Below are 18219 nucleotides of genomic sequence, written 5' to 3'. Positions count from 1 at the left end.
GTAAACCCCATAAGCGCAAGCGGGAATTCATATGAGGGGCTAATGCCAAATGACCCTTATGTATATCTTCAAAAGATACCGGTGGAGAGCTTCAGGGTGCTCGAGCTTCCACAGTAGGTTTTTAGCCGACGGCGCAGGGGAAACATCAAAAGTGTAAAAATGGAGCAACATAAACATAAGGATGGGGAACTGTGATTTTAGAGTTCACCATCCTTATTGCATTATTGCCGTAATATAAATAGCTCCACTTGAGATTTATTCAAAAATGTATGGACATAGCTTATCAGAGGGATTTTCTATATGTTACAATAAGTGTAATACTATTTGATAAGAATCATAATGGTTTGCGGGGGGGATTTTGAATTGGGATTGAAAAGTAGAATGAGCCTGTTCAAATTGGATGTCAAAGGCAATATAACTAAATTTATATCATATTTTGCAATTTGCATGATCGTATTTTTTTCGATAATGTATATTGTGGAACATAATGATATAAAGACTAAAAGATTTGTTTTAAGGGAAAGTGAAAAAAACATTGTGGACATGCAAAAGAAAATGATAGAGGCAAGTCTGTATGGAATTGTATCTGACATGATGTACATAAAGGAAAGCTGGATAATGCAGGAATTTCTTCTGGACAGTATGAAAAGGGAAGGTATTGAGCATCAGCTGCTGGCGTTTTCAAAGGAAAAAGGCATATACGACCAGCTTAGGTTCATAGACAACGACGGCAATGAGATAGTCAGGATAAACTACAATGAGGGCAGGCCTTCAATTGTGCCTATAAGCAAACTCCAAAACAAGGCGGACAGATATTATTTTGAGTACTCGATAGCACTGGATGAATCGGACTTTTACGTTTCACCCCTTGACCTCAATATTGAAAACGGAGAAATAGAAGAGCCCATAAAGCCAATGATAAGATTTGCAGTCCCCGCATTTGACTTAAATGGACAAAAGCGCGGGGTAGTGATTCTAAACTATATTGCCCAAAACGTCATAGACGGATATGAAGGCACGATTTCAAGGTCCGGAGGAAGGGCATTCTGGCTTGACGAAAACGGCTACTGGATTGTTTCGGATGAGAAGGAGAAGCAGTGGGCTTTCATGTATGAGGACGGCAAACAGGTAAGTTTTGCCAACGAGTTTGAGAAAGAATGGAACAGCATAAAAGAGGATGAAAGCGGCCAGTTTTACACGGAACGGGGATTGTTTACATTCGATACGGTGCATGTGCACGGTAAAGGCATGGATTTAGACGCTACAGAAAAAGACGACAGACACTGGAAAATAGTGTCATATGTGCCTGCAAGCACTGCATTCTATGCAACTGAAAGTGAATTTATGGCGACTATGGGCCAAATTTCGGATAAAAAGACTGTATTGGGAATAATTTCAGCAGTAGCGCTTTTGATAGTATTTTTGTACATGCAAAACAGATTGGCGGAAGAAGAAATAAGGATACATGCCACGTATGACGGTCTTACAGGTGTGTATAACAGGGGAAGCGGAATGAAGCTGCTTACGGAAAAAATAAGGGAGTCAAAAATTAGGGAGGAGCCCCTAAGCGTATGTTTTGTAGACATAAACGGCCTGAAGAGCGTAAACGACATACTGGGCCATGAAAAGGGAGACGAGCTGATAAGAACTTCTGCCGATGTATTTTCAAGCAATATAAGAAGCCTTGATTTTGTGGCCAGATGGGGAGGAGACGAATTTTTAATAGTCTTTCCTAATTCAAAGGCAGAAGAGGCGGAAAAGGTATGGGCCAGGATTTACAATGAGATAGAAAACATAAACGCCAGTGAAGGCAGGGACTATGTAATAAGCGCAAGCCACGGAGTAGAGGAGTTCAGCACTAGGGATTCGTATGAAGTGGATGTGCTTGTGAAATCTGCAGACGAGAAGATGTATGAAGAAAAGGCGAGGATAAAGAGAAATCTTGAGGTCATAAGAAAAAGGCCTGAAGCAGACATTGGATCAGAAGCTCCTAAAGAAATGGCATAAAATAAACTTATTTGGCGGTTATAGACAATGAATGACTTGTAAACAAAAAAGCCTTTAAGAATCAGGCCTGATTCTTAAAGGCTTTTTAAATACGGTGAACTTTATATGTCGCGGCAAGCCTTAAGACCTCCTATAAATAGCGATATCATGTCCTCGGTGTATTTCACCAAATCATACGCGCCTTCACGCCTTGCCCAGTCAAAGCAGTAGCCTCTTAGAAGAACAAGTATTATTTCAACCAGCTGATCAGGCTCATATTCAGTGGTGACTTGTCCTTTTTCCTGTCCCCTTGTTATTATTGAGTTTAATTCCCTGTACAGTATGCGGCCGCTCTCTTCATGGCGGCCCCCTTCGCTGTAGGGAGGAAACATGGAGTTCATGAACTTGCTTTTTGCCACGCCGGTTTGAGTTACGAACTCAGAAAAGCTCTTGCAGAATGTGATTATATTTACAAGTTCATTTTCATCTTCCAATCTGCCCAAGACATTTTCTTCAAAATAATCGTCAATCAAAGAGAATAGTTCTATAATCAAATCCGACTTGTTGTCAAAGTAATGATAAAACGTTCCGGGAGAAATATTGGCAGCATCACAAATCATGCGGACTGTAAGGTTTTCAAAACCAACCACATTCATCAAACCGGCTGCTGTTTTTATAATATTTTTCCTCCTGGCAATTTGCTTTTTATTTACTTTGCTCATGATTTGCACCTTCTTTGAATTTTTATATTTATAGTATAGCAAAAAAGCAGCCGCTTGTTGCGGCTGCTTTGACATATGGCGTATTTGATGGATTTAGGATAAAAGCATCCTATCATTCACTTCGCCGCAGCCGGTTGCCTCTTCGAACATCTGAAGAAGCTTTTCTTGCGTGAGGCTTTGCTTGTCCTCGCCGCCCACGTCTACGACTACTTGGCCCCTTTGCATCATGAGAAGCCTTGAGCCCATTGAAATTGCATGTTTCATATTATGGGTCACCATTATTGTGGTTATTTCTTTTTCGCAAACTATGTCCCTTGTAAGATTTATAATTACCTCGGACGTCTTGGGGTCGAGTGCGGCTGTATGCTCGTCCAGCAGAAGAAGCTCAGGCTCGTTCATTGTAGACATTATAAGCGAGAGGGCCTGTCTTTGCCCTCCTGAAAGAAGGCTTACCTTTGTGTGAAGCTTGTCCTCAAGCCCTATGCCTATTCTGGAGAGAAGCTCTTTGAAAAGCTCTGTCTTGTCCTTGCATACACCTTTTGTAAGGCCGTAAGCCTTTCCCTTGTTGTATGCAAGGGACATGTTTTCCAGTATGCTCATGGAAGGGCATGTCCCCTTTGAAGGGTCCTGAAACACCCTTGCCATTGTGTTTGACCTTTGGAATTCAAGTGAATCCGTAATGTCATTGCCGTTCATGTATATTGCTCCCGCATCGGGATGGAGCTTTCCGGATATCATATTGAGCAAGGTTGATTTTCCGGCTCCGTTTCCGCCTATTACGGTTATGAAATCGCCTTTTGAAACATCCAGGGAAAGTCCGTCAAACAGCCTGTTTTCGTTTACTGTACCCTTATTGAATGTTTTGGACAGATCTTTTAGTCTTAGCACCGAAAAGCCCCCCTTTTGAAAAAATTGATTTCAGGCCCTTGACCTGGCCTAGATTGCCTGCCGAAAGCGCGGCAACTATTATAATGCATGTCACAAGCTTCAGGTCAGTCGGGGAAAGCCCCATCCTGAGTGCGGCTCCTATGCTGAGCCTGTACATTATCGAACCTAAAAGAGCCATTGTCGTAGGTATTATAAAAGGCAGCCTTTTGAATATGGCCTCTCCGAATATTATCGAGGCAAGCCCCATTACGACTATGCCCGTTCCCATTCCAACGTCTGAAAATCTCTGGTACTGGGCCATTACAGCTCCTGAAAGCGCCACAAGCCCGTTTGAGAGCATAAGTGCAAGTATTTTCATCTTTCCAGTGTCTATTCCAAGTGATGTAACCATGTCCGGGTTGTCTCCAGTAGCCACTATCAAAAAACCGAGCTTTGTTGAGAGTAAAAAATCAAGCAGGAGTTTTGAGGAAACTGCAATTATGGCTATTACAACAAGCGGATGAATGCCGTTTGAAAATAGTGTGGTCTCGTTGAAAAGGGGAATGTTCGACTTTCCCATTATTCTAAGGTTTATGGAGTAAAGCCCTATCATTACCAGTATTCCCGAAAGCAGGTTTGTAATTTTAAGCTTCACGTGAAGTATTCCTGTTGCAAGACCTGCGAGCGTGCCCGCGGCAAATGCCACTAGGCAGACGATTATCGGGTTTATTCCCTTAGGCAGAAGGGCCGCGCATATCGCGGCCCCTGTGACAAAGCTTCCGTCAACCGAAAGATCCGGGAAATCAAGTATCTTGTATGTTATATATACTCCGAGAACCATTATTGAAAATATCAGTCCCTGCTGAAGTACATTTATAGAAAAGTCCAGCACTCTTATTCATCTCCTTTTAAAATCTCAGCTCTTTCCAGAATGTCCTGAGGAATCTGTAGTCCCAGGGCCTTGGCTGTTTTTTCGTTTATCACAAGTGATGTCTCCTCGAGAAGGGAAACCGGTATGTCGCCAGGATTTTCGCCATTAAGAACTCTTGCGGCTATCTTTCCTGTCTGAAGTCCAAGTGTGTAGTAGTCAATGCCCTCTGTTGCAAGAGCGCCGCCCTTGACATGGCCTTCCTCCGCGCCTATTACAGCCTTGCCCTTTTCAGTGCACTTGTTCGATATAAGGGCCATTGCAGATGCAACCATGTTGTCTGCAGGAGTGTAAAGCACGTCTATTTGAGGAAGTATTGAATTAAGAGTCTGGTCAATGTCGTTTACGCTTGTTATTCCAGCCTCCACTATCTCAAAGCCAAGCTCCTGCGCCGCCTTTTTGGCGTTTTCAACCTGTACTACTGAATTTGCTTCACTTGTGTTATATATGATTCCTATTTTCTTTGCATTTGGAATAAGAGATTTTATAAGAGAAAATTGCTTGTCAATCGGGGTCGCATCGCTTGTTCCTGTGACATTTCCGCCTGGTTTTTCAAGTGAGTTTACAAGTCCCGCACCTACAGGATCTGTTATTGCCGTGACTATTATAGGAATGTCTTTCGTGGCGTTAAGGGCTGTCTGGGCACATGGAGTTGCAATTGCCACTATCATGTCCTTTTTGGAAGACACAAAGCCGTCGGCTATTGTCTGAGCCGTAGGCATGTCGCCCTGAGCGTTTTGGAACTCAATGTCGAGGTTTTTACCTTCCACAAAACCTTCCTCGGCAAGAGCGTCTATTATTCCCTGTCTTGAAGAGTCAAGAGCGGGGTGCTCCACTATCTGGGATATTCCTATGCTGTAAGTTTCACTTGAATTTGAATCGGAACTGCCGCTGGAAGCCTCCTGGTCGTTTGAACAACCTGTAAGCACCGACAGACTTAAAAGAAGAGTAACACAAAAAATAGAGATAAGTTTCCTAGCCATACTACCATCCTCCTAAAGATTAAGTTTTAAAATATTCTACTGAAAAAGCAAGTCCAATTTGCTTATGCAAATCCTACAAATTCTACAAATTCCTACTGCCGCGGCCTGCGGCGCTACAAAAACTCTACCGTTTCAAACGATTATATATCCTGTATACAGTAAAGTCAAGTGTGAAACCGCATAGTGATAGAATTATCAAAATACTATGTGGCGTGAATGTGGAAAACTGGCAAAAAAGCGATAGATAAATGGGGGCTTGGACAGACATATAATTTATAGAAAAAACATATTTGAAAATACAGACTTGGGTATGAAATAAAAAAGAACAAAGCGGTTGAAAAATGTCGTTATAGCTCGTAAAATTCATATTTTTTGAGACTGTAACAAAGCCATCGGATATGATAAAATTAAATTACCATATTCGCACAATTGCGAATTTTAATTATTGCAATAGGAATAAATTACTATATATATCAGAGGGGTTAAAAAGGGTTGTTTGTCCAAGGGGGGACTTATATGGATGATTTTGAAAAGAGACATAAAGGTGCCGGTAAAGTGGTAAATGTCGATGATGAGATGTACAAGATGCTTTTTTATGCAAATCCCAATGTGATGTTTATTGTGGATCCCAACACTCAGACTCTCGTTGAGGCAAACAAGGCGGCGGAGGATTTTTATGGTTACTCCAGAGATGAAATTATAGGAAAGCCCTTGGATGCTATAGATACGGGTGATTTTGAAAGCGTGCCCAGCAAAGTGAGGTTTGTAATGGAAGGGAGACAGATGTCCAACACAAGGCACAGGCTTTGCGATGCTTCGACAGTCGAGGTGAAAGTACTGGCGGTGCCTGTTGAAATAGGAGAAAACATAGTCTTGAATGTAACTGTGTTTCCGCAGGGCGAGTATGATGAGGAATATGGGGAAGAACATCCCGCGGTCAGAAAGTATTTTCAAATGGCTCTTCACGACGAGCTTACGGAGCTTCCAAACAAGAGGTTTTTAAAGATGCGAATCGAAGAGGAGATGAAAAGAGCCGACCGTGAAAACTCCGAGTTTGTACTCATATTCATAGACATGGATAATTTCAAAAGGATAAATGATGATTTTGGACATGTCACAGGGGACAAGCTTTTAAGTATGGTGGGAAAAAGGCTTAAAAAATCCGTAAGGGGAAATGATTTTGCGGCAAGGTTTGGCGGAGATGAATTTGGTATAATTCTATCGGGCATAAAAGACAAGGAGGCTGCGCGCATAATTGCAAAGCGCATAATAAGATGCTTTGAAAATCCATTTAGCATAGACGGGAAATGGATAGAGATAAAATGCAGCATGGGAATGAGCGTGTATCCCGAGGACGGGTCTGATTTTAATTCTCTTATAAGGGCTGCTGATGTGGAGATGTACAGCGAGAAGAAAAGCAGCGGCCTGGAATGCATAACTGCAGTCAGCTGCAGCGCAGGGTTTTACAGAGACTGATATTGCAATTTGAATATAAATATAAAATAGCCCGGGATTGTTAAACTTTACAAGTTTGTGTCCCGGGCTATTTTGTTAGCAGTTGTCTGGTATTGACCTGTGGGCAAGCCCTATTACAATATCATCTAGATGAAGCACTCCTATGCTTAAAAACAGGCATATGCTTATGTGTTCTCCTGAACGAGCTATTCCGATTTTTCCTCCCACATTAAATCCCGTGGCTTTTTCTGAAACCTGATTTATGGTCTCTCTGGTGGCGCCTATAACTGCTCCCTCGTGAACATGGCAGTCGCTTATGACGCCCGTTCTCTTTGCCGCAACCAGCGCTCTTTCGATTATTTTTGGAATTGAATTCAAGAGATTTCCTCCGATGTCAACTCCTGTGGATATTATGCCTTCTTTTTTAAACTCTCTTACGAGTTTGTCCTCTTCGTCCCTTGAAGATATGGCGATTTTTACAGAGGCTTTTGTAACATCTGTGCTCTTTGACATATGAACCTCCCTGGATTTTATTTTAAGCTATGGGCTATTGGGTTTCATTTGGAAAAAGCTGTACATATAATTAAGATTATATCACATTATTTTGAGTGTAATCACATACTCACAAAAAACTTGTATAGGTTTTGCCTTTGAAATGAATATTAAATATAAAAGGGATTTTGGAGGTGCGTGATATGTATATGCTTGAAAAGGATGTTAAGCTTTCCGCTAATTTTTGCGTTTCTGAATTTGCGTGCAAGGGCGGCGGGGGACGGGTTCTGTTTGACATGGAGCTTGTAAGAAGGCTCCAAGGGCTCAGGGATTATTTCAAAAGGCCTATAGTGATAACAAGCGGATACAGGACAAGGAGCTACAACGATATGGTGGGAGGGGCTGAAAACTCCCAGCACATATACGGAAGGGCGGCTGACATAAAGGTGGTTGGCATTGGGAGCGATAAAATTGCGGCAGCTGCGATAAGGCTTGGCTTTAGGGGAGTGGGGATATACGAGAATTTTGTACATGTTGACGTTAGAAAGAGCCTTGTAAACAGATTGGGAAGGGCATATGACATATGGAGAGCTTAAAACCCATAAAAAATTAATAATAACTGTTGACATTCAAACTGTAATGGAATATACTCTTTTTATCGAGCAAGCGAAGTATACAGGATGCAAGTACTCGTTTGAACGTAAAAAATGAATATAAACTTATCAAGAGTGGCAGAGGGACTGGCCCTGTGAAGCCCGGCAACCGACACGACATACTGTGTCATGGTGCTAAATCCAGCAGCTTTAATCGGCTGAAAGATGAGTAGTGATGCGAGCATACACCCCTCTTTCGAGGGGTTTTTTTTATGGGCCTCCTTCTTATCGAAGGAGGCCTTTGCATTTTACAAAACCTTCAAGGTCATGCAGTATGCGGCGGGAATGGCGGCTTTTGGGGAAAGTTGCAAAAATTTACTTACAAAATATATAAAAAATGGAAAGAGGTGTATGTAATGATAAGCATAACTGGACTAAGCAAGGTTTACAGCTCATCAGAGGGGGATTTCAAGGCGCTAAGCGACATAAGCCTTACGATAGAAGACGGTGAGATATACGGCATAATAGGGCTTTCGGGAGCCGGAAAGTCATCGCTTTTAAGGTGCATAAACATGCTGGAAAGGCCTACAAGCGGAAGTGTTAAAATAGACGGAGTGGACATGACTTCACTCAGCGAGTCCCAGATAAGGGAAAAGAGAAAAAAGATAGGAATGGTTTTTCAGCATTTCAACCTCCTTATGAACTCAACTGTATTTGACAACATAGCTTTTCCGATGAGAATAGCCAAAAAGAGCAAAGAGGAGATAAGGGAAAGGGTTGAAAGCCTTCTCCAAACTGTAAACCTTTCTCAAAAGGCAAACTCATATCCTTCCCAGCTTTCAGGAGGTGAAAAGCAAAGGGTCGGAATAGCAAGGGCCCTTGCAAACAGCCCGGACATACTTCTTTGCGACGAGGCGACTTCGGCGCTAGATCCAAGCACAACAGACTCAATACTCTCCCTGATAAGGGACATAAACAATAAGCTGGGCATAACAGTAGTCATAATAACACATGAGATGGACGTCATAAAGAAGGTGTGCACGAGGGTTGCTGTGCTTGAAAAGGGCATAGTTGCAGAGGAAAAGGGGATAAAAGAGCTTATAAAGGCTCCGCAGAGCAATACCGCGAGAAGATTTTTGGAGGTGACAGGCGATGTTAGAGCTGCAGAAGCTGTATAGTTTGATGGTACCGTCTCTTTGGGAGACTCTTTACATGGTTTTATTTTCAACTGTCTTCGCCTGCATAAGCGGATTTGCGCTGGGGGTTGTGCTCATAGTGACTGAAAAGGACAATATAATGCCCATGCCAAGGCTTAACTCGGTGATAGGGTTTGCCGTAAATACGGCAAGGTCGCTGCCGTTCATAATACTTATTATTGCAATATTCCCGCTTTCAAGGCTTATAGTGGGAACGAGCATAGGCTCTACGGCAGCAATAGTTCCACTTTCAATAGCAGCTGCGCCTTTTGTTGCAAGGGTGGTTGAAAGCTCTCTAAAGGAGGTAGACAAGGGCGTGGTCGAGGCAGCAATGGCCTGCGGAGCCACAAGACTTCAGATAATAAGCAGTGTGCTGCTTCCGGAGGCTCTGCCATCGCTAATGCTGGGTGTGACAATAACCATAATAAACATACTTGGATATTCTGCAATGGCTGGAGCCATAGGTGGGGGAGGAATAGGAGACCTTGCAATAAGATACGGCTACCAGAGGTTTGAAACGGATGTGCTGGTCGCTACAATAATAGTACTTATAGTTATGGTTCAGGCCATTCAGGCGGGGGGCAACATGCTCAGCGCCAAATTTGACAAGAGGTAATGTGACTTATATATTGCAGGCATGTGAGGTGTGAACGCCAGGACGCCTTGCGCTTTGGACATGCTTTAATGAATAAACGTTATGAGTGTATTGAAAAATACATAATGCATATGAAGTGAAAAATACAAATGATAAAACAGGAGGATATTGAAATGAAAAAACTATTGAAATCAGCACTATTAATTGCACTGTCTGTGACTTTGCTTGCGGGATGCACAGCTAAAGGCGAGGATGCCGCGCCAGCATCGCAGGAAAAGACACTTGTTGTGGGGGCTACGCCGGTTCCTCATTCTGAAATTCTTGAATTTATAAAGCCTCAGCTTGAGGAAAAGGGAATAAAGCTTGAAATAAAGGAGTTTAACGACTATGTAACACCAAACCTTGCACTTTCAGAAGGCGAGCTAGATGCAAACTTCTTCCAGCATGCTCCGTACATGGATGATTTTGCTGCAAAGAACAATATAGAAATTGTCTCTGCAGGCAATGTTCATGTGGAGCCTATGGCGGGATATTCAAAAAGCATAAAAGATTTGCAGGCTCTTGAAGACGGAGCTGCAGTTGCAATTCCAAACGACCCTACAAATGAGGGAAGGGCTCTTCTTCTGCTTCAAAGCCAGGGAATAATAGAGCTTAAGGATAACGCAAGTCTGAGCCAGACTCCAAACGACATTGTAAAAAATGAAAAGAACCTTAGCTTCAAGGAGCTTGATGCGGCTCAGCTTCCAAGGGTTCTCGACGACGTGGAGCTTGCGGTTATAAACACAAACTATGCTCTCAAGGCCGGAATGAATCCGCTGAATGATTCGCTGTTCATTGAAGGAAAGGATTCTCCTTATGCAAACATAGTGACTGTAAGAGACGGGGACACAGAAAGAGAAGACATAAAAACTCTTATGGAAGTGCTAAACTCTGAAGAGGTTAAAAAATTCATAGAGGAAAAGTACGAGGGAGCAATAATACCTGCATTCTAGTAAAGAGAAATTCCCGGCATGCTTAAATAAGCATGCCGTTTTTTATTGTGACTAAAAGGGTATTTAAAATAATATTCGACAAAATTGTTTAAAAGGCGTGTTTTTCAAGTATATAGAACATATAAGTGCCTATTTTGGGTATTTATAAATTAAGAAGGGTTTTATATTAAAAAACAAAAAAGGGGGGTATAAATTGAACGGTAAAAAATATATAGGGATTTTCAAGAGAAGGAAATGGCTGTTTTTCATGGTATTGGCAGTTTCGGTTGCAGTAAGCGCTGTAATGACTTTTTATGTATCAGAGCCTGAATATTCAAGCTATACGACGCTCATGGTCAACAAGGCCAGGGGAGACAATGAAAACTATATAGACTATGAATCATACATAATAAGCCAAAAGCTTGTGGACACATATGCCGTGGTCGCAAAATCAGAGACGGTAATGGAAAGGACTATAAAAAACCTGAATCTCAGAGTGAGTCCGCAAAAACTTTTGAAAAAGGTCAAAATAGACCAGGTGGACGAGACTGAGGTGCTAAAGATATCGGCAAGCAGCACCGATCCGGCTCTTGCGGCGGCTATAGCAAACGAGATTGCACAGGTTTTCAAGGAAGAGATATTCAGAATAATGAATGACGAAAATGTTAGGGTGATAGACTACGCGAAGATACCTGCAGTTCCCTCAAAGCCCGACAAGATTTTGAACATGGCTGCAGGAGTGTTTTTCGGGATAATGGGAGGACTGCTTGTGGTATATGTGCTTGAATATTTCGACAATGCGGTCAGATCTGCTGAAGACATTCAAAACGGGATTGGAATAAGCGTCATAGGAAGTGTTCCTAAGCTGAAAATGTCAGGAGAAAAGGGGGCGGAGCTAGTCATAAAGACGAGCCCGAAATCTCCGGGTGCAGAAGCCTTCAGGAGCATACGGACAAACATGCAGTTTGCAAACATTGACCAGAATATAAAGACAATACTTTTTACAAGCTCCATTCCGGGAGAGGGAAAGACTCTTGTGAGCGCGAACATGGCAACGGCGCTTTGCGGGATAGGAAAAAAAGTGATGCTGTTTGACTGCGATTTTAGAAAGCCGAGGCTTGCGAAGGTTTTCGGGCTTTCCAACACAGTGGGGATAACAGATGCGCTTATGTCAAAGAGGGATTACAGGGAGTTTGTAAAAGAGACACACATAGAAAACCTCCACATAATGACTGCCGGAAACTCTGTGCAAAATCCGGCTGAACTGCTCCAGTCAGAGAGAATAAGGGAGCTTATAAGAAAAATTGAAAATGACTATGACTATATAATAGTAGACACCCCTCCGGCAACTGCAGTGACGGATGCGAGCATAGTTTCTACATTCAGTGATGCCGCAGTGATAGTGTGTTCATCTGGAATTGTAGACATAGATGAACTTAAAAGAGCCAAGGCGCAGCTTGAAGGAGTAAATGCGAGGATAATGGGGGCCATTTTCAACAGGGCAAGCGAGGCTTCCTCGTATTACAGCTATTACGGCAAATAGATACAGTTGGAATTTCACTATTGGAATACAGGGCTAAGCAAAGGGGGTGAGTGCATGAAGGATGTCAAGGAGTTTCAGGAGAAGATGGGAAAATGCAGCATTGCAAAAGAATATGATATGGACACCAAGGGGTATATCGTGTCAAAGCGAATAATGGACATAATTCTTTCTCTTGCAGGGATAGTGTTTTTCTTTCCTCTTTTCATTCTGGCTGCACTGGCCATAAAGGCGGAAGACCCGAATGGGCCTGTAATATTCAAGCAGATGAGGGTCGGCAAGAATGGAAAGACCTTTAAAATGTATAAGTTCAGATCCATGGTTACAGATGCCGAGCAGCTTGTAGAAAAACTTATGGATAAGAATGAACTCTCAGGGCCGGTATTCAAGATGAAAGACGACCCGAGGGTTACAAGGACGGGAAAATTCATAAGAAAGACCAGCATAGACGAGATTCCTCAGCTCATAAACATAATCATGGGTGATATGAGCATAGTCGGGCCAAGACCGCCTCTTCCAAGAGAGGTAGAAAGCTACACTGAATTCCAGATGCAAAGGCTGTGCGTAAAGCCCGGACTGACCTGCTACTGGCAGATAAGCGGACGGGACAGCATATCAAATTTTGATGAAAGGGTTGCGCTGGATATTAAATATATAAGGGAAAGATGTCTGTGGACTGACATGACTATAATACTGAAAACGGTACCGGCGCTTTTGAATGACAGCAATTCGGCTTCATAGGAATGACGAGGGCAAGGTATAACAATTTGATTTTTTTAAAACAGCCATATTCAGCTTTCAAGAGCAATATGGCTGTTTCAAAATATATGAGCATTGTCAGGGGGCGATTTTATGGTCAGCTGCATAATAATAGACTACAACTCTTACGAAAGAACCATGCAGTTTGTGAGGGATGCCTATGAAAGACTTGTCTGCAGTGGGGACATAAATATAGTGGTTGTGGACAATTCTGTAGATGACGGCAATTTTGAAATGCTAAAGGAGATATTTGAAAAAAGCGGCATGTTCCAAATTAGCGGCAAAGGAAGGGCTGGTATTGAAAGGAGTGTATCTGATGAGGCACACATGAAGGGGGAAAGGGGAGGACTCTTGCTGCTGAAGTCGGCTGAAAACGGCGGATATGCAAAAGGAAACAATATTGGAGCCAGGGCGGCGATGGAGGTGTTTGGAGATGAATATATGCTGTTTTCAAACAACGATATAATATTCGAAGGGGATTTTTCGCTGGAAGACCTTGTGAATCCAATGAGAGAAGATGAAAGCATTGCCGTTACGGGCCCGAGGATAACCGGAATCGATGGACTCAGGCAGTCTCCGCACAGAAAGCTGGGGGTTTGGAAGATGTACATATTCCCGTATCTTTTCTGGCCTGCGATGACTGTTGTAAACAGGATTGTGGGCGTGGACAACATATTCACAGACAAGGACATAAGGGACAAAAGCGGCTACGTATACAGGGTGATGGGTTCGTTCATGGCCGTAAAAAGCAGGGCGTTTTTAGAAGCCGGGATGTTTGATGAGAAGACATTTCTTTACGGCGAGGAGATGATACTCTCGGAAAGGCTGGCTAAAAAGGGTTACAGGACATATTACGTGGACGAATGCTCAATAGTTCACGAGCATGGAGCCAGCACTGAAAAATCATTCAAGTATATAAAAACTCAAAAGATCAAGCTGGATTCAAGCCTTTATTACCACAAGGAGTACATGGGGGCGAGCGCGCTTGAAATCGCACTTGCGAGGATTGGATTCACAATGTATGAAAAGATATATTTTCCTTTGAAAAACATGGTGGGAAGGGGGTGAAAGAAATGGAAAGGTCAGCGGGGGCATCGTATCCGGGAATTATTTTTAAGAACAAATATACAGCAGGAATAATAGTGGTTCTGGCAAGTGCGTTTATGAGTTACATGGGGGCTATGCACACTCTTTTGGCGATAGGGCTGATGGGCGCCGGAGCGCTGGCTTTGGCGATGAAGCAGCCAAGGCTTGCGATAGTGGGCATAATATTCATGCTGGAAAACATGGTTTTTTTGATAGTGCCCCAGACCGGATTTAAAACCAGGCTGTATGTAGACGCAGCGCTTATTATAATCTTTGCTATGGGCGCGAACTGGATGATTGGAAAGCTCAAGAATGAAGGCAGGGAAGATATGGACGGGGGAGTTTTTTCTAAATATGTGCTGGCGATGTTTGCGCTTGTAGCTATGGCGGCTGTAAACAGCATGAGGATATACTCGCAGCCTATAGAGCTTGGGCTTAGGGCTTCGAGGGCATTTTTGATTTTTGCATCATATTTTCCGCTAAGGGAGATCATGAGGGAGGAAAAGGCCAGAAAATGGGCAAAGGGCGCAATAATGTATGGCGGGTTTGTTTTATGCATTATGTACTTCGCCCAGTATTTTTTGATGGATAGGGTTCAAATATTGGGTATTGAATATATAGAAAGGTTTGGACAGACAAGGCTTAGAATAGAAATAGGACTTATAGTGATGAGCTTTTTCATATCCCTGTCCCAAATGGCCCAGAGTAGAGAACATTCTTTTAAATTCCTGTCAATGGCCGTTTTGGAGATTGCAATGCTTACGGTTATGATAAAGACAAGGACTGTACTTTTGGGCCTTGTGATTTCGGCAGGTGTTTTCTGGTTTTTGCAAAAAAGGTACTCGAGGCTTTGGATTATTTACTTTGCTGCGATGATATTATTTGTAAATGGAATATACATGCAGGAGTCAATTGCAAGCAGCATGTACAAGCTCACTGTGGACGAGATTTCTTCGAAAGCGGGAAACTATGACGTCAGGCTGGATGAGATGAAGTTTTATATGAATCAGGCGCTTGAGAATCCGGTGATTGGAAGGGGTGTGCTGAACGAACTGCATCCACAGTCAAACAGCGCCATTGGAACGAGACATAAATTTTATCTTTCAGACATAGGGGTGTTTGCTTTTTTCTTCTATTTCGGAGGGGTCGGCATAATCTGGGTGGCGCTTTTCTTGTTCAGCATGGCACGTATTTCAATAAGGGCTGTTAGGGAGAGCGGTTCATATATGCTCTTGCTTCTTACATTGTACATCGTAATTACAATGCCCACGATATTTGTATTCGAAAGTCCCAATATGACATTTTACACAATACTTGCAATATGCATGAGCGAAGGGATATTGGAAAATAAAAGAGACGTCAAAATTGGACAGGCATAATTTCGAAGGGGGGTGAAATCATGAAGGTGCTTATGATAGAACATTTTTCAGCTGGAAATGAGTACAGCATGGAGCTTTGCAAAAATCTTTCAAAACATGTGGAATTGACACTGCTTACTGTGGATAATTCCAAGATTCAAAACGATGAGACCTACCTGTGCAAGAAGGTCCTTTGTGGATATGGGCATCCCCTTTTAAAAAGAGTAGCGATTTACATCAGGAGCATTATCGGGACATTTTGCGAGGCAGCCTTTGGAAGGTATGACATAATACATGTGCAGACGTTTAGGATCGCATATGTCGAGATACTCATGTATGCAATTTTAAGGCTTATGGGAATAAAAGTTGTTCACACCGTTCACAACGTGATTCCGCATGAAGCCGGAATTATGGACAGTTTTTTTTACAGGATAATGTACTATTTAAGCGATGCCCTCGTAGTCCACAACAATGCGACGGCTGATGTATTGAAGAAGAGATTTGCTTTGGCAGGCAAAAAGATTAATGTGGTATACCATGGAACCTATGATTTTTACAAAGAAATGGGAATGAAAAAGACCAGAGGCAGTGATGGAATCGTAAAATTCATTCAAATAGGCAAGATAAGAAAGTATAAGGGAGCTGAAATACTTGTAAGGGCGGCGGGAGCCGCCGCAAAGCAGAGCAGGGGAAGGTTCCATGTGGTAATAGCGGGGAAGCAGGAGTATGAATTCGACTTTGAGGAGCTTATAAAAAACGAAGGTGTAGAGGACTGCGTTGAATTTATAAATGGATTCCTGCCTTCGGAGGAACTTGCGAGTATGATGGAATCCGCCGATGCATGCGTATTTCCATATACGAATGTGTATGGAAGCGGGGCGCTTCTTTTGAGCTATACATTCGGCATGCCCGTCATAGTAAGCGACATACCCACATTTGTCGAAGAGACTGAAGGAGGAATGACAGGGCTCATATTCAAGAGCGAAGACCATGAAGACCTTGCAAACAAGATGATTGAATTCATAAATATGGACGATTGCAAAAAAACCGCATATAAAGGGGTGATAGAAAGGCTTGTTGAAAGCAAATACAGCTGGGAAAATTCAGCACTGCTTACATCAAGGCTTTACAGCTCGATTCGAGACAGGGGGAAGTGATATGAAAAATCCGGAATACGAAAATCTACTATACAGGAGACAGTTTTTACTCACTGGCAAAAAAATCGACGGACTTTCCAGCTGGAAAAGATACAGTCTATGCAAGGGGACGAAGATTTTACATGTGCATCCTGATCTTGACGTTGTAGAGCTCAATGAGAATGGGCGAAATATGATTTTCATGGGATATATATTTGATTGGCAAAATCCGGAGTATGGCAATAAAAGGATACTGCAGGAAATATTGAAAAATCAAGGATTCCAAAATCTCGTAGAGTCTACATACGAGCACAGTGGAAGGTTTGTAATACTATATGAGGACATTGAAGGCTGCAGGATATTCCACGATGCTGGAGGCCAAAGGGAAGTGCACTATACTGTTGATGAAGACGGCGTATCCTGTGCATCCCAGCTGCCCATAATGAAAAAGTTCATGAACATAGAGGACACTGACGACAAGGAAGCCCTACAGCTTTACAGTTCAAAGGATTTTTTGAAATCTAAAAAACAGTGGCCTGGCGAATTCACAATATATAAAAATGTAAAGTGTCTAAGGCCAAACCACTATCTTGACATGAAAACGGGAAAATCTCTTAGGTACTGGCCGGTAAAACCGATAGAGAAAATTACGTTGGAAGAGGCATCGGATGCAGCGGCGCTTATGATCAAGGGCTTCATGAAGGCCTGCAATAATAGAAAAAAGCTCATAGTACCTGTCACGGCAGGGTGGGACAGCAGGCTATTGCTGGCTGCAACAAGGGATATAAGAGAAGAGGTCGAGTATTTTGTCATAAGATTCCCACACATGAGTGAAAGACATGTTGACATAACTGTTCCCAAAAGGCTCATGGAAAAGCTGGGATGCAGATTCGAGGTAATAAATATAAACGGCTGTGCAGACAGTGAGTTTGAAAGAATTTTCAAGTGCAACACCGCGTATCCGAGGGAAGACAACCTTGCTGGAATATATGGAGTGTTTTACAAAATGTTTTCGGACCGCATGAACATTTCAAGCCATTTGAGCGAGGTGGTGAGAAGCTATGCGGGAAAGATGAAAAGCTATGCGGGAAAGGACTTGTCGGAATACATAGGATACGAGAATTTGAACGGATATGTCATAAGGACATGTGAAGATTGGATAAATAAAAATGCACAAGTCTCGAGGGACATGGGAATAGACCTGCTTACCCTTTTTGACTGGGAAGAGTCAAACTGGGAGGCGTCTCACAGGACAGAGACGGACATAGCTCTTGAGGAATACTGTCCGCTTAGCTGCAGAAAATTGCTGGAAACAATGGTGTCGGTAAGGCCCGAGTACAGGAACAAATACGAATGCATACTGTACAAGGAGATAATGAAAAGACTCTGGCCTCAGGTATTGTCGGAGCCGGTAAACCCTTCTTTAAAAAGAACTTTAGAGGGGATATTGGTATCTAAAAATCTAATGTATCTGCTGAAAAAAATAAAAAGGAGAATGCGCAGTGTGAAAAGGGCTTTAAAAATAAATAATATAAAAAATAAAAAATAGTTT

17 protein-coding genes and 1 riboswitch are annotated in these 18219 nt (G+C 42.5%); of the genes, 12 read left to right on the top strand and 5 right to left on the bottom strand.

Annotated elements, in window-relative coordinates; all coding sequences use genetic code 11:
- Nucleotides 1-363: 363 nt before the first annotated feature.
- Complete coding sequence (locus tag BUQ87_RS13250) at nucleotides 364-2007, top strand: sensor domain-containing diguanylate cyclase (RefSeq protein ID WP_038266477.1); 1644 nt, start codon at nucleotides 364-366, stop codon at nucleotides 2005-2007.
- 101 nt (nucleotides 2008-2108) lie between these two features.
- Here the strand turns inward: BUQ87_RS13250 and BUQ87_RS13245 are convergent, their stop codons facing one another.
- The 4 genes from BUQ87_RS13245 to BUQ87_RS13230 form a co-directional block, all read right to left on the bottom strand.
- The gene (locus BUQ87_RS13245) at nucleotides 2109-2708 is read right to left on the bottom strand and encodes a TetR/AcrR family transcriptional regulator (protein WP_038266475.1); all 600 of its coding nucleotides are present in this window, start codon (nucleotides 2706-2708) and stop codon (nucleotides 2109-2111) included.
- A gap of 93 nt (nucleotides 2709-2801) precedes the next feature.
- Complete coding sequence (locus tag BUQ87_RS13240) at nucleotides 2802-3596, bottom strand: ABC transporter ATP-binding protein (RefSeq protein ID WP_038266612.1); 795 nt, start codon at nucleotides 3594-3596, stop codon at nucleotides 2802-2804.
- Nucleotides 3559-4467, bottom strand: a complete 909-nt coding sequence (locus BUQ87_RS13235; RefSeq protein ID WP_330391367.1) for an ABC transporter permease — start codon at nucleotides 4465-4467, stop codon at nucleotides 3559-3561. Before BUQ87_RS13235 ends, BUQ87_RS13240 begins: the two co-directional genes overlap by 38 nt.
- A 2-nt stretch (nucleotides 4468-4469) precedes the next feature.
- The gene (locus BUQ87_RS13230) at nucleotides 4470-5486 is read right to left on the bottom strand and encodes an ABC transporter substrate-binding protein (RefSeq protein WP_038266472.1); all 1017 of its coding nucleotides are present in this window, start codon (nucleotides 5484-5486) and stop codon (nucleotides 4470-4472) included.
- 516 nt (nucleotides 5487-6002) lie between these two features.
- On the opposite strand from BUQ87_RS13230, the gene BUQ87_RS13225 reads away from it, so the two are divergent.
- Nucleotides 6003-6962 carry a diguanylate cyclase domain-containing protein gene (locus BUQ87_RS13225; RefSeq protein ID WP_038266471.1) on the top strand — a complete coding sequence of 320 codons (960 nt, stop codon included), beginning with the start codon at nucleotides 6003-6005 and terminating at the stop codon, nucleotides 6960-6962.
- Nucleotides 6963-7037: 75 nt separating this feature from the next.
- Here the strand turns inward: BUQ87_RS13225 and BUQ87_RS13220 are convergent, their stop codons facing one another.
- A complete protein-coding gene (locus BUQ87_RS13220; protein ID WP_038266469.1) occupies nucleotides 7038-7454 on the bottom strand; it encodes a HutP family protein in 417 nt (138 codons plus the stop codon).
- A gap of 182 nt (nucleotides 7455-7636) precedes the next feature.
- Here BUQ87_RS13220 and BUQ87_RS13215 point away from each other — a divergent pair, with 182 nt between their 5' ends.
- From BUQ87_RS13215 to BUQ87_RS13170, 10 genes are all read left to right on the top strand, one after another.
- Entirely contained in the window at nucleotides 7637-8029 is a 393-nt protein-coding gene (locus BUQ87_RS13215) for a D-Ala-D-Ala carboxypeptidase family metallohydrolase (protein ID WP_038266467.1), read from the top strand.
- Nucleotides 8030-8149: 120 nt separating this feature from the next.
- Nucleotides 8150-8258, top strand: a riboswitch (SAM riboswitch).
- Nucleotides 8259-8442: 184 nt separating this feature from the next.
- Complete coding sequence (locus BUQ87_RS13210) at nucleotides 8443-9204, top strand: methionine ABC transporter ATP-binding protein (protein ID WP_052636196.1); 762 nt, start codon at nucleotides 8443-8445, stop codon at nucleotides 9202-9204.
- Nucleotides 9179-9838 carry a methionine ABC transporter permease gene (locus tag BUQ87_RS13205; protein ID WP_038266462.1) on the top strand — a complete coding sequence of 220 codons (660 nt, stop codon included), beginning with the start codon at nucleotides 9179-9181 and terminating at the stop codon, nucleotides 9836-9838. The genes BUQ87_RS13210 and BUQ87_RS13205 overlap by 26 nt, the downstream gene beginning before the upstream one ends.
- A 152-nt stretch (nucleotides 9839-9990) precedes the next feature.
- A complete protein-coding gene (locus BUQ87_RS13200) occupies nucleotides 9991-10809 on the top strand; it encodes a MetQ/NlpA family ABC transporter substrate-binding protein (protein ID WP_038266460.1) in 819 nt (272 codons plus the stop codon).
- Nucleotides 10810-11002: 193 nt separating this feature from the next.
- Nucleotides 11003-12331, top strand: coding sequence for a tyrosine-protein kinase domain-containing protein (locus BUQ87_RS13195; RefSeq protein ID WP_038266457.1), 1329 nt, complete (start codon nucleotides 11003-11005; stop codon nucleotides 12329-12331).
- A 54-nt stretch (nucleotides 12332-12385) separates the two neighbouring features.
- Complete coding sequence (locus tag BUQ87_RS13190; RefSeq protein ID WP_330391366.1) at nucleotides 12386-13069, top strand: sugar transferase; 684 nt, start codon at nucleotides 12386-12388, stop codon at nucleotides 13067-13069.
- 111 nt (nucleotides 13070-13180) lie between these two features.
- Nucleotides 13181-14155, top strand: a complete 975-nt coding sequence (locus tag BUQ87_RS13185; protein ID WP_038266455.1) for a glycosyltransferase — start codon at nucleotides 13181-13183, stop codon at nucleotides 14153-14155.
- Nucleotides 14156-14160: 5 nt separating this feature from the next.
- On the top strand, nucleotides 14161-15552 hold the full coding sequence (locus BUQ87_RS13180; RefSeq protein WP_038266452.1) for an O-antigen ligase family protein: 1392 nt from the start codon (nucleotides 14161-14163) through the stop codon (nucleotides 15550-15552).
- A gap of 20 nt (nucleotides 15553-15572) precedes the next feature.
- Complete coding sequence (locus BUQ87_RS13175) at nucleotides 15573-16688, top strand: glycosyltransferase family 4 protein (RefSeq protein ID WP_038266450.1); 1116 nt, start codon at nucleotides 15573-15575, stop codon at nucleotides 16686-16688.
- Nucleotide 16689: 1 nt separating this feature from the next.
- A complete protein-coding gene (locus BUQ87_RS13170) occupies nucleotides 16690-18216 on the top strand; it encodes an asparagine synthetase B family protein (RefSeq protein WP_038266446.1) in 1527 nt (508 codons plus the stop codon).
- The last annotated feature ends 3 nt before the right edge of the window (nucleotides 18217-18219 follow it).

This window comes from Peptoclostridium litorale DSM 5388, assembly GCF_900141635.1.
GTDB classification, from domain to species: Bacteria; Bacillota; Clostridia; order Peptostreptococcales; family Peptostreptococcaceae; genus Peptoclostridium; species Peptoclostridium litorale.
The sequence above is the reverse complement of the archived record's forward strand: the minus strand, read 5'-3'. Positions and strand labels throughout refer to the sequence as shown.

Excerpts from the sequence above, each read along its gene's own strand:
- BUQ87_RS13175 (WP_038266450.1), top strand. The coding sequence starts at position 15,573 with ATGAAGGTGCTTATGATAGAACATTTTTCAGCTGGAAATGAGTACAGC.
- BUQ87_RS13205 (WP_038266462.1), top strand. The coding sequence starts at position 9,179 with ATGTTAGAGCTGCAGAAGCTGTATAGTTTGATGGTACCGTCTCTTTGG.
- BUQ87_RS13200 (WP_038266460.1), top strand. The coding sequence starts at position 9,991 with ATGAAAAAACTATTGAAATCAGCACTATTAATTGCACTGTCTGTGACT.
- BUQ87_RS13170 (WP_038266446.1), top strand. The coding sequence starts at position 16,690 with ATGAAAAATCCGGAATACGAAAATCTACTATACAGGAGACAGTTTTTA.
- BUQ87_RS13190 (WP_330391366.1), top strand. The coding sequence starts at position 12,386 with ATGAAGGATGTCAAGGAGTTTCAGGAGAAGATGGGAAAATGCAGCATT.
- BUQ87_RS13185 (WP_038266455.1), top strand. The coding sequence starts at position 13,181 with ATGGTCAGCTGCATAATAATAGACTACAACTCTTACGAAAGAACCATG.
- BUQ87_RS13210 (WP_052636196.1), top strand. The coding sequence starts at position 8,443 with ATGATAAGCATAACTGGACTAAGCAAGGTTTACAGCTCATCAGAGGGG.
- BUQ87_RS13225 (WP_038266471.1), top strand. The coding sequence starts at position 6,003 with ATGGATGATTTTGAAAAGAGACATAAAGGTGCCGGTAAAGTGGTAAAT.
- BUQ87_RS13230 (WP_038266472.1), bottom strand. The coding sequence starts at position 5,486 with ATGGCTAGGAAACTTATCTCTATTTTTTGTGTTACTCTTCTTTTAAGT.
- BUQ87_RS13220 (WP_038266469.1), bottom strand. The coding sequence starts at position 7,454 with ATGTCAAAGAGCACAGATGTTACAAAAGCCTCTGTAAAAATCGCCATA.
- BUQ87_RS13215 (WP_038266467.1), top strand. The coding sequence starts at position 7,637 with ATGTATATGCTTGAAAAGGATGTTAAGCTTTCCGCTAATTTTTGCGTT.
- BUQ87_RS13245 (WP_038266475.1), bottom strand. The coding sequence starts at position 2,708 with ATGAGCAAAGTAAATAAAAAGCAAATTGCCAGGAGGAAAAATATTATA.
- BUQ87_RS13180 (WP_038266452.1), top strand. The coding sequence starts at position 14,161 with ATGGAAAGGTCAGCGGGGGCATCGTATCCGGGAATTATTTTTAAGAAC.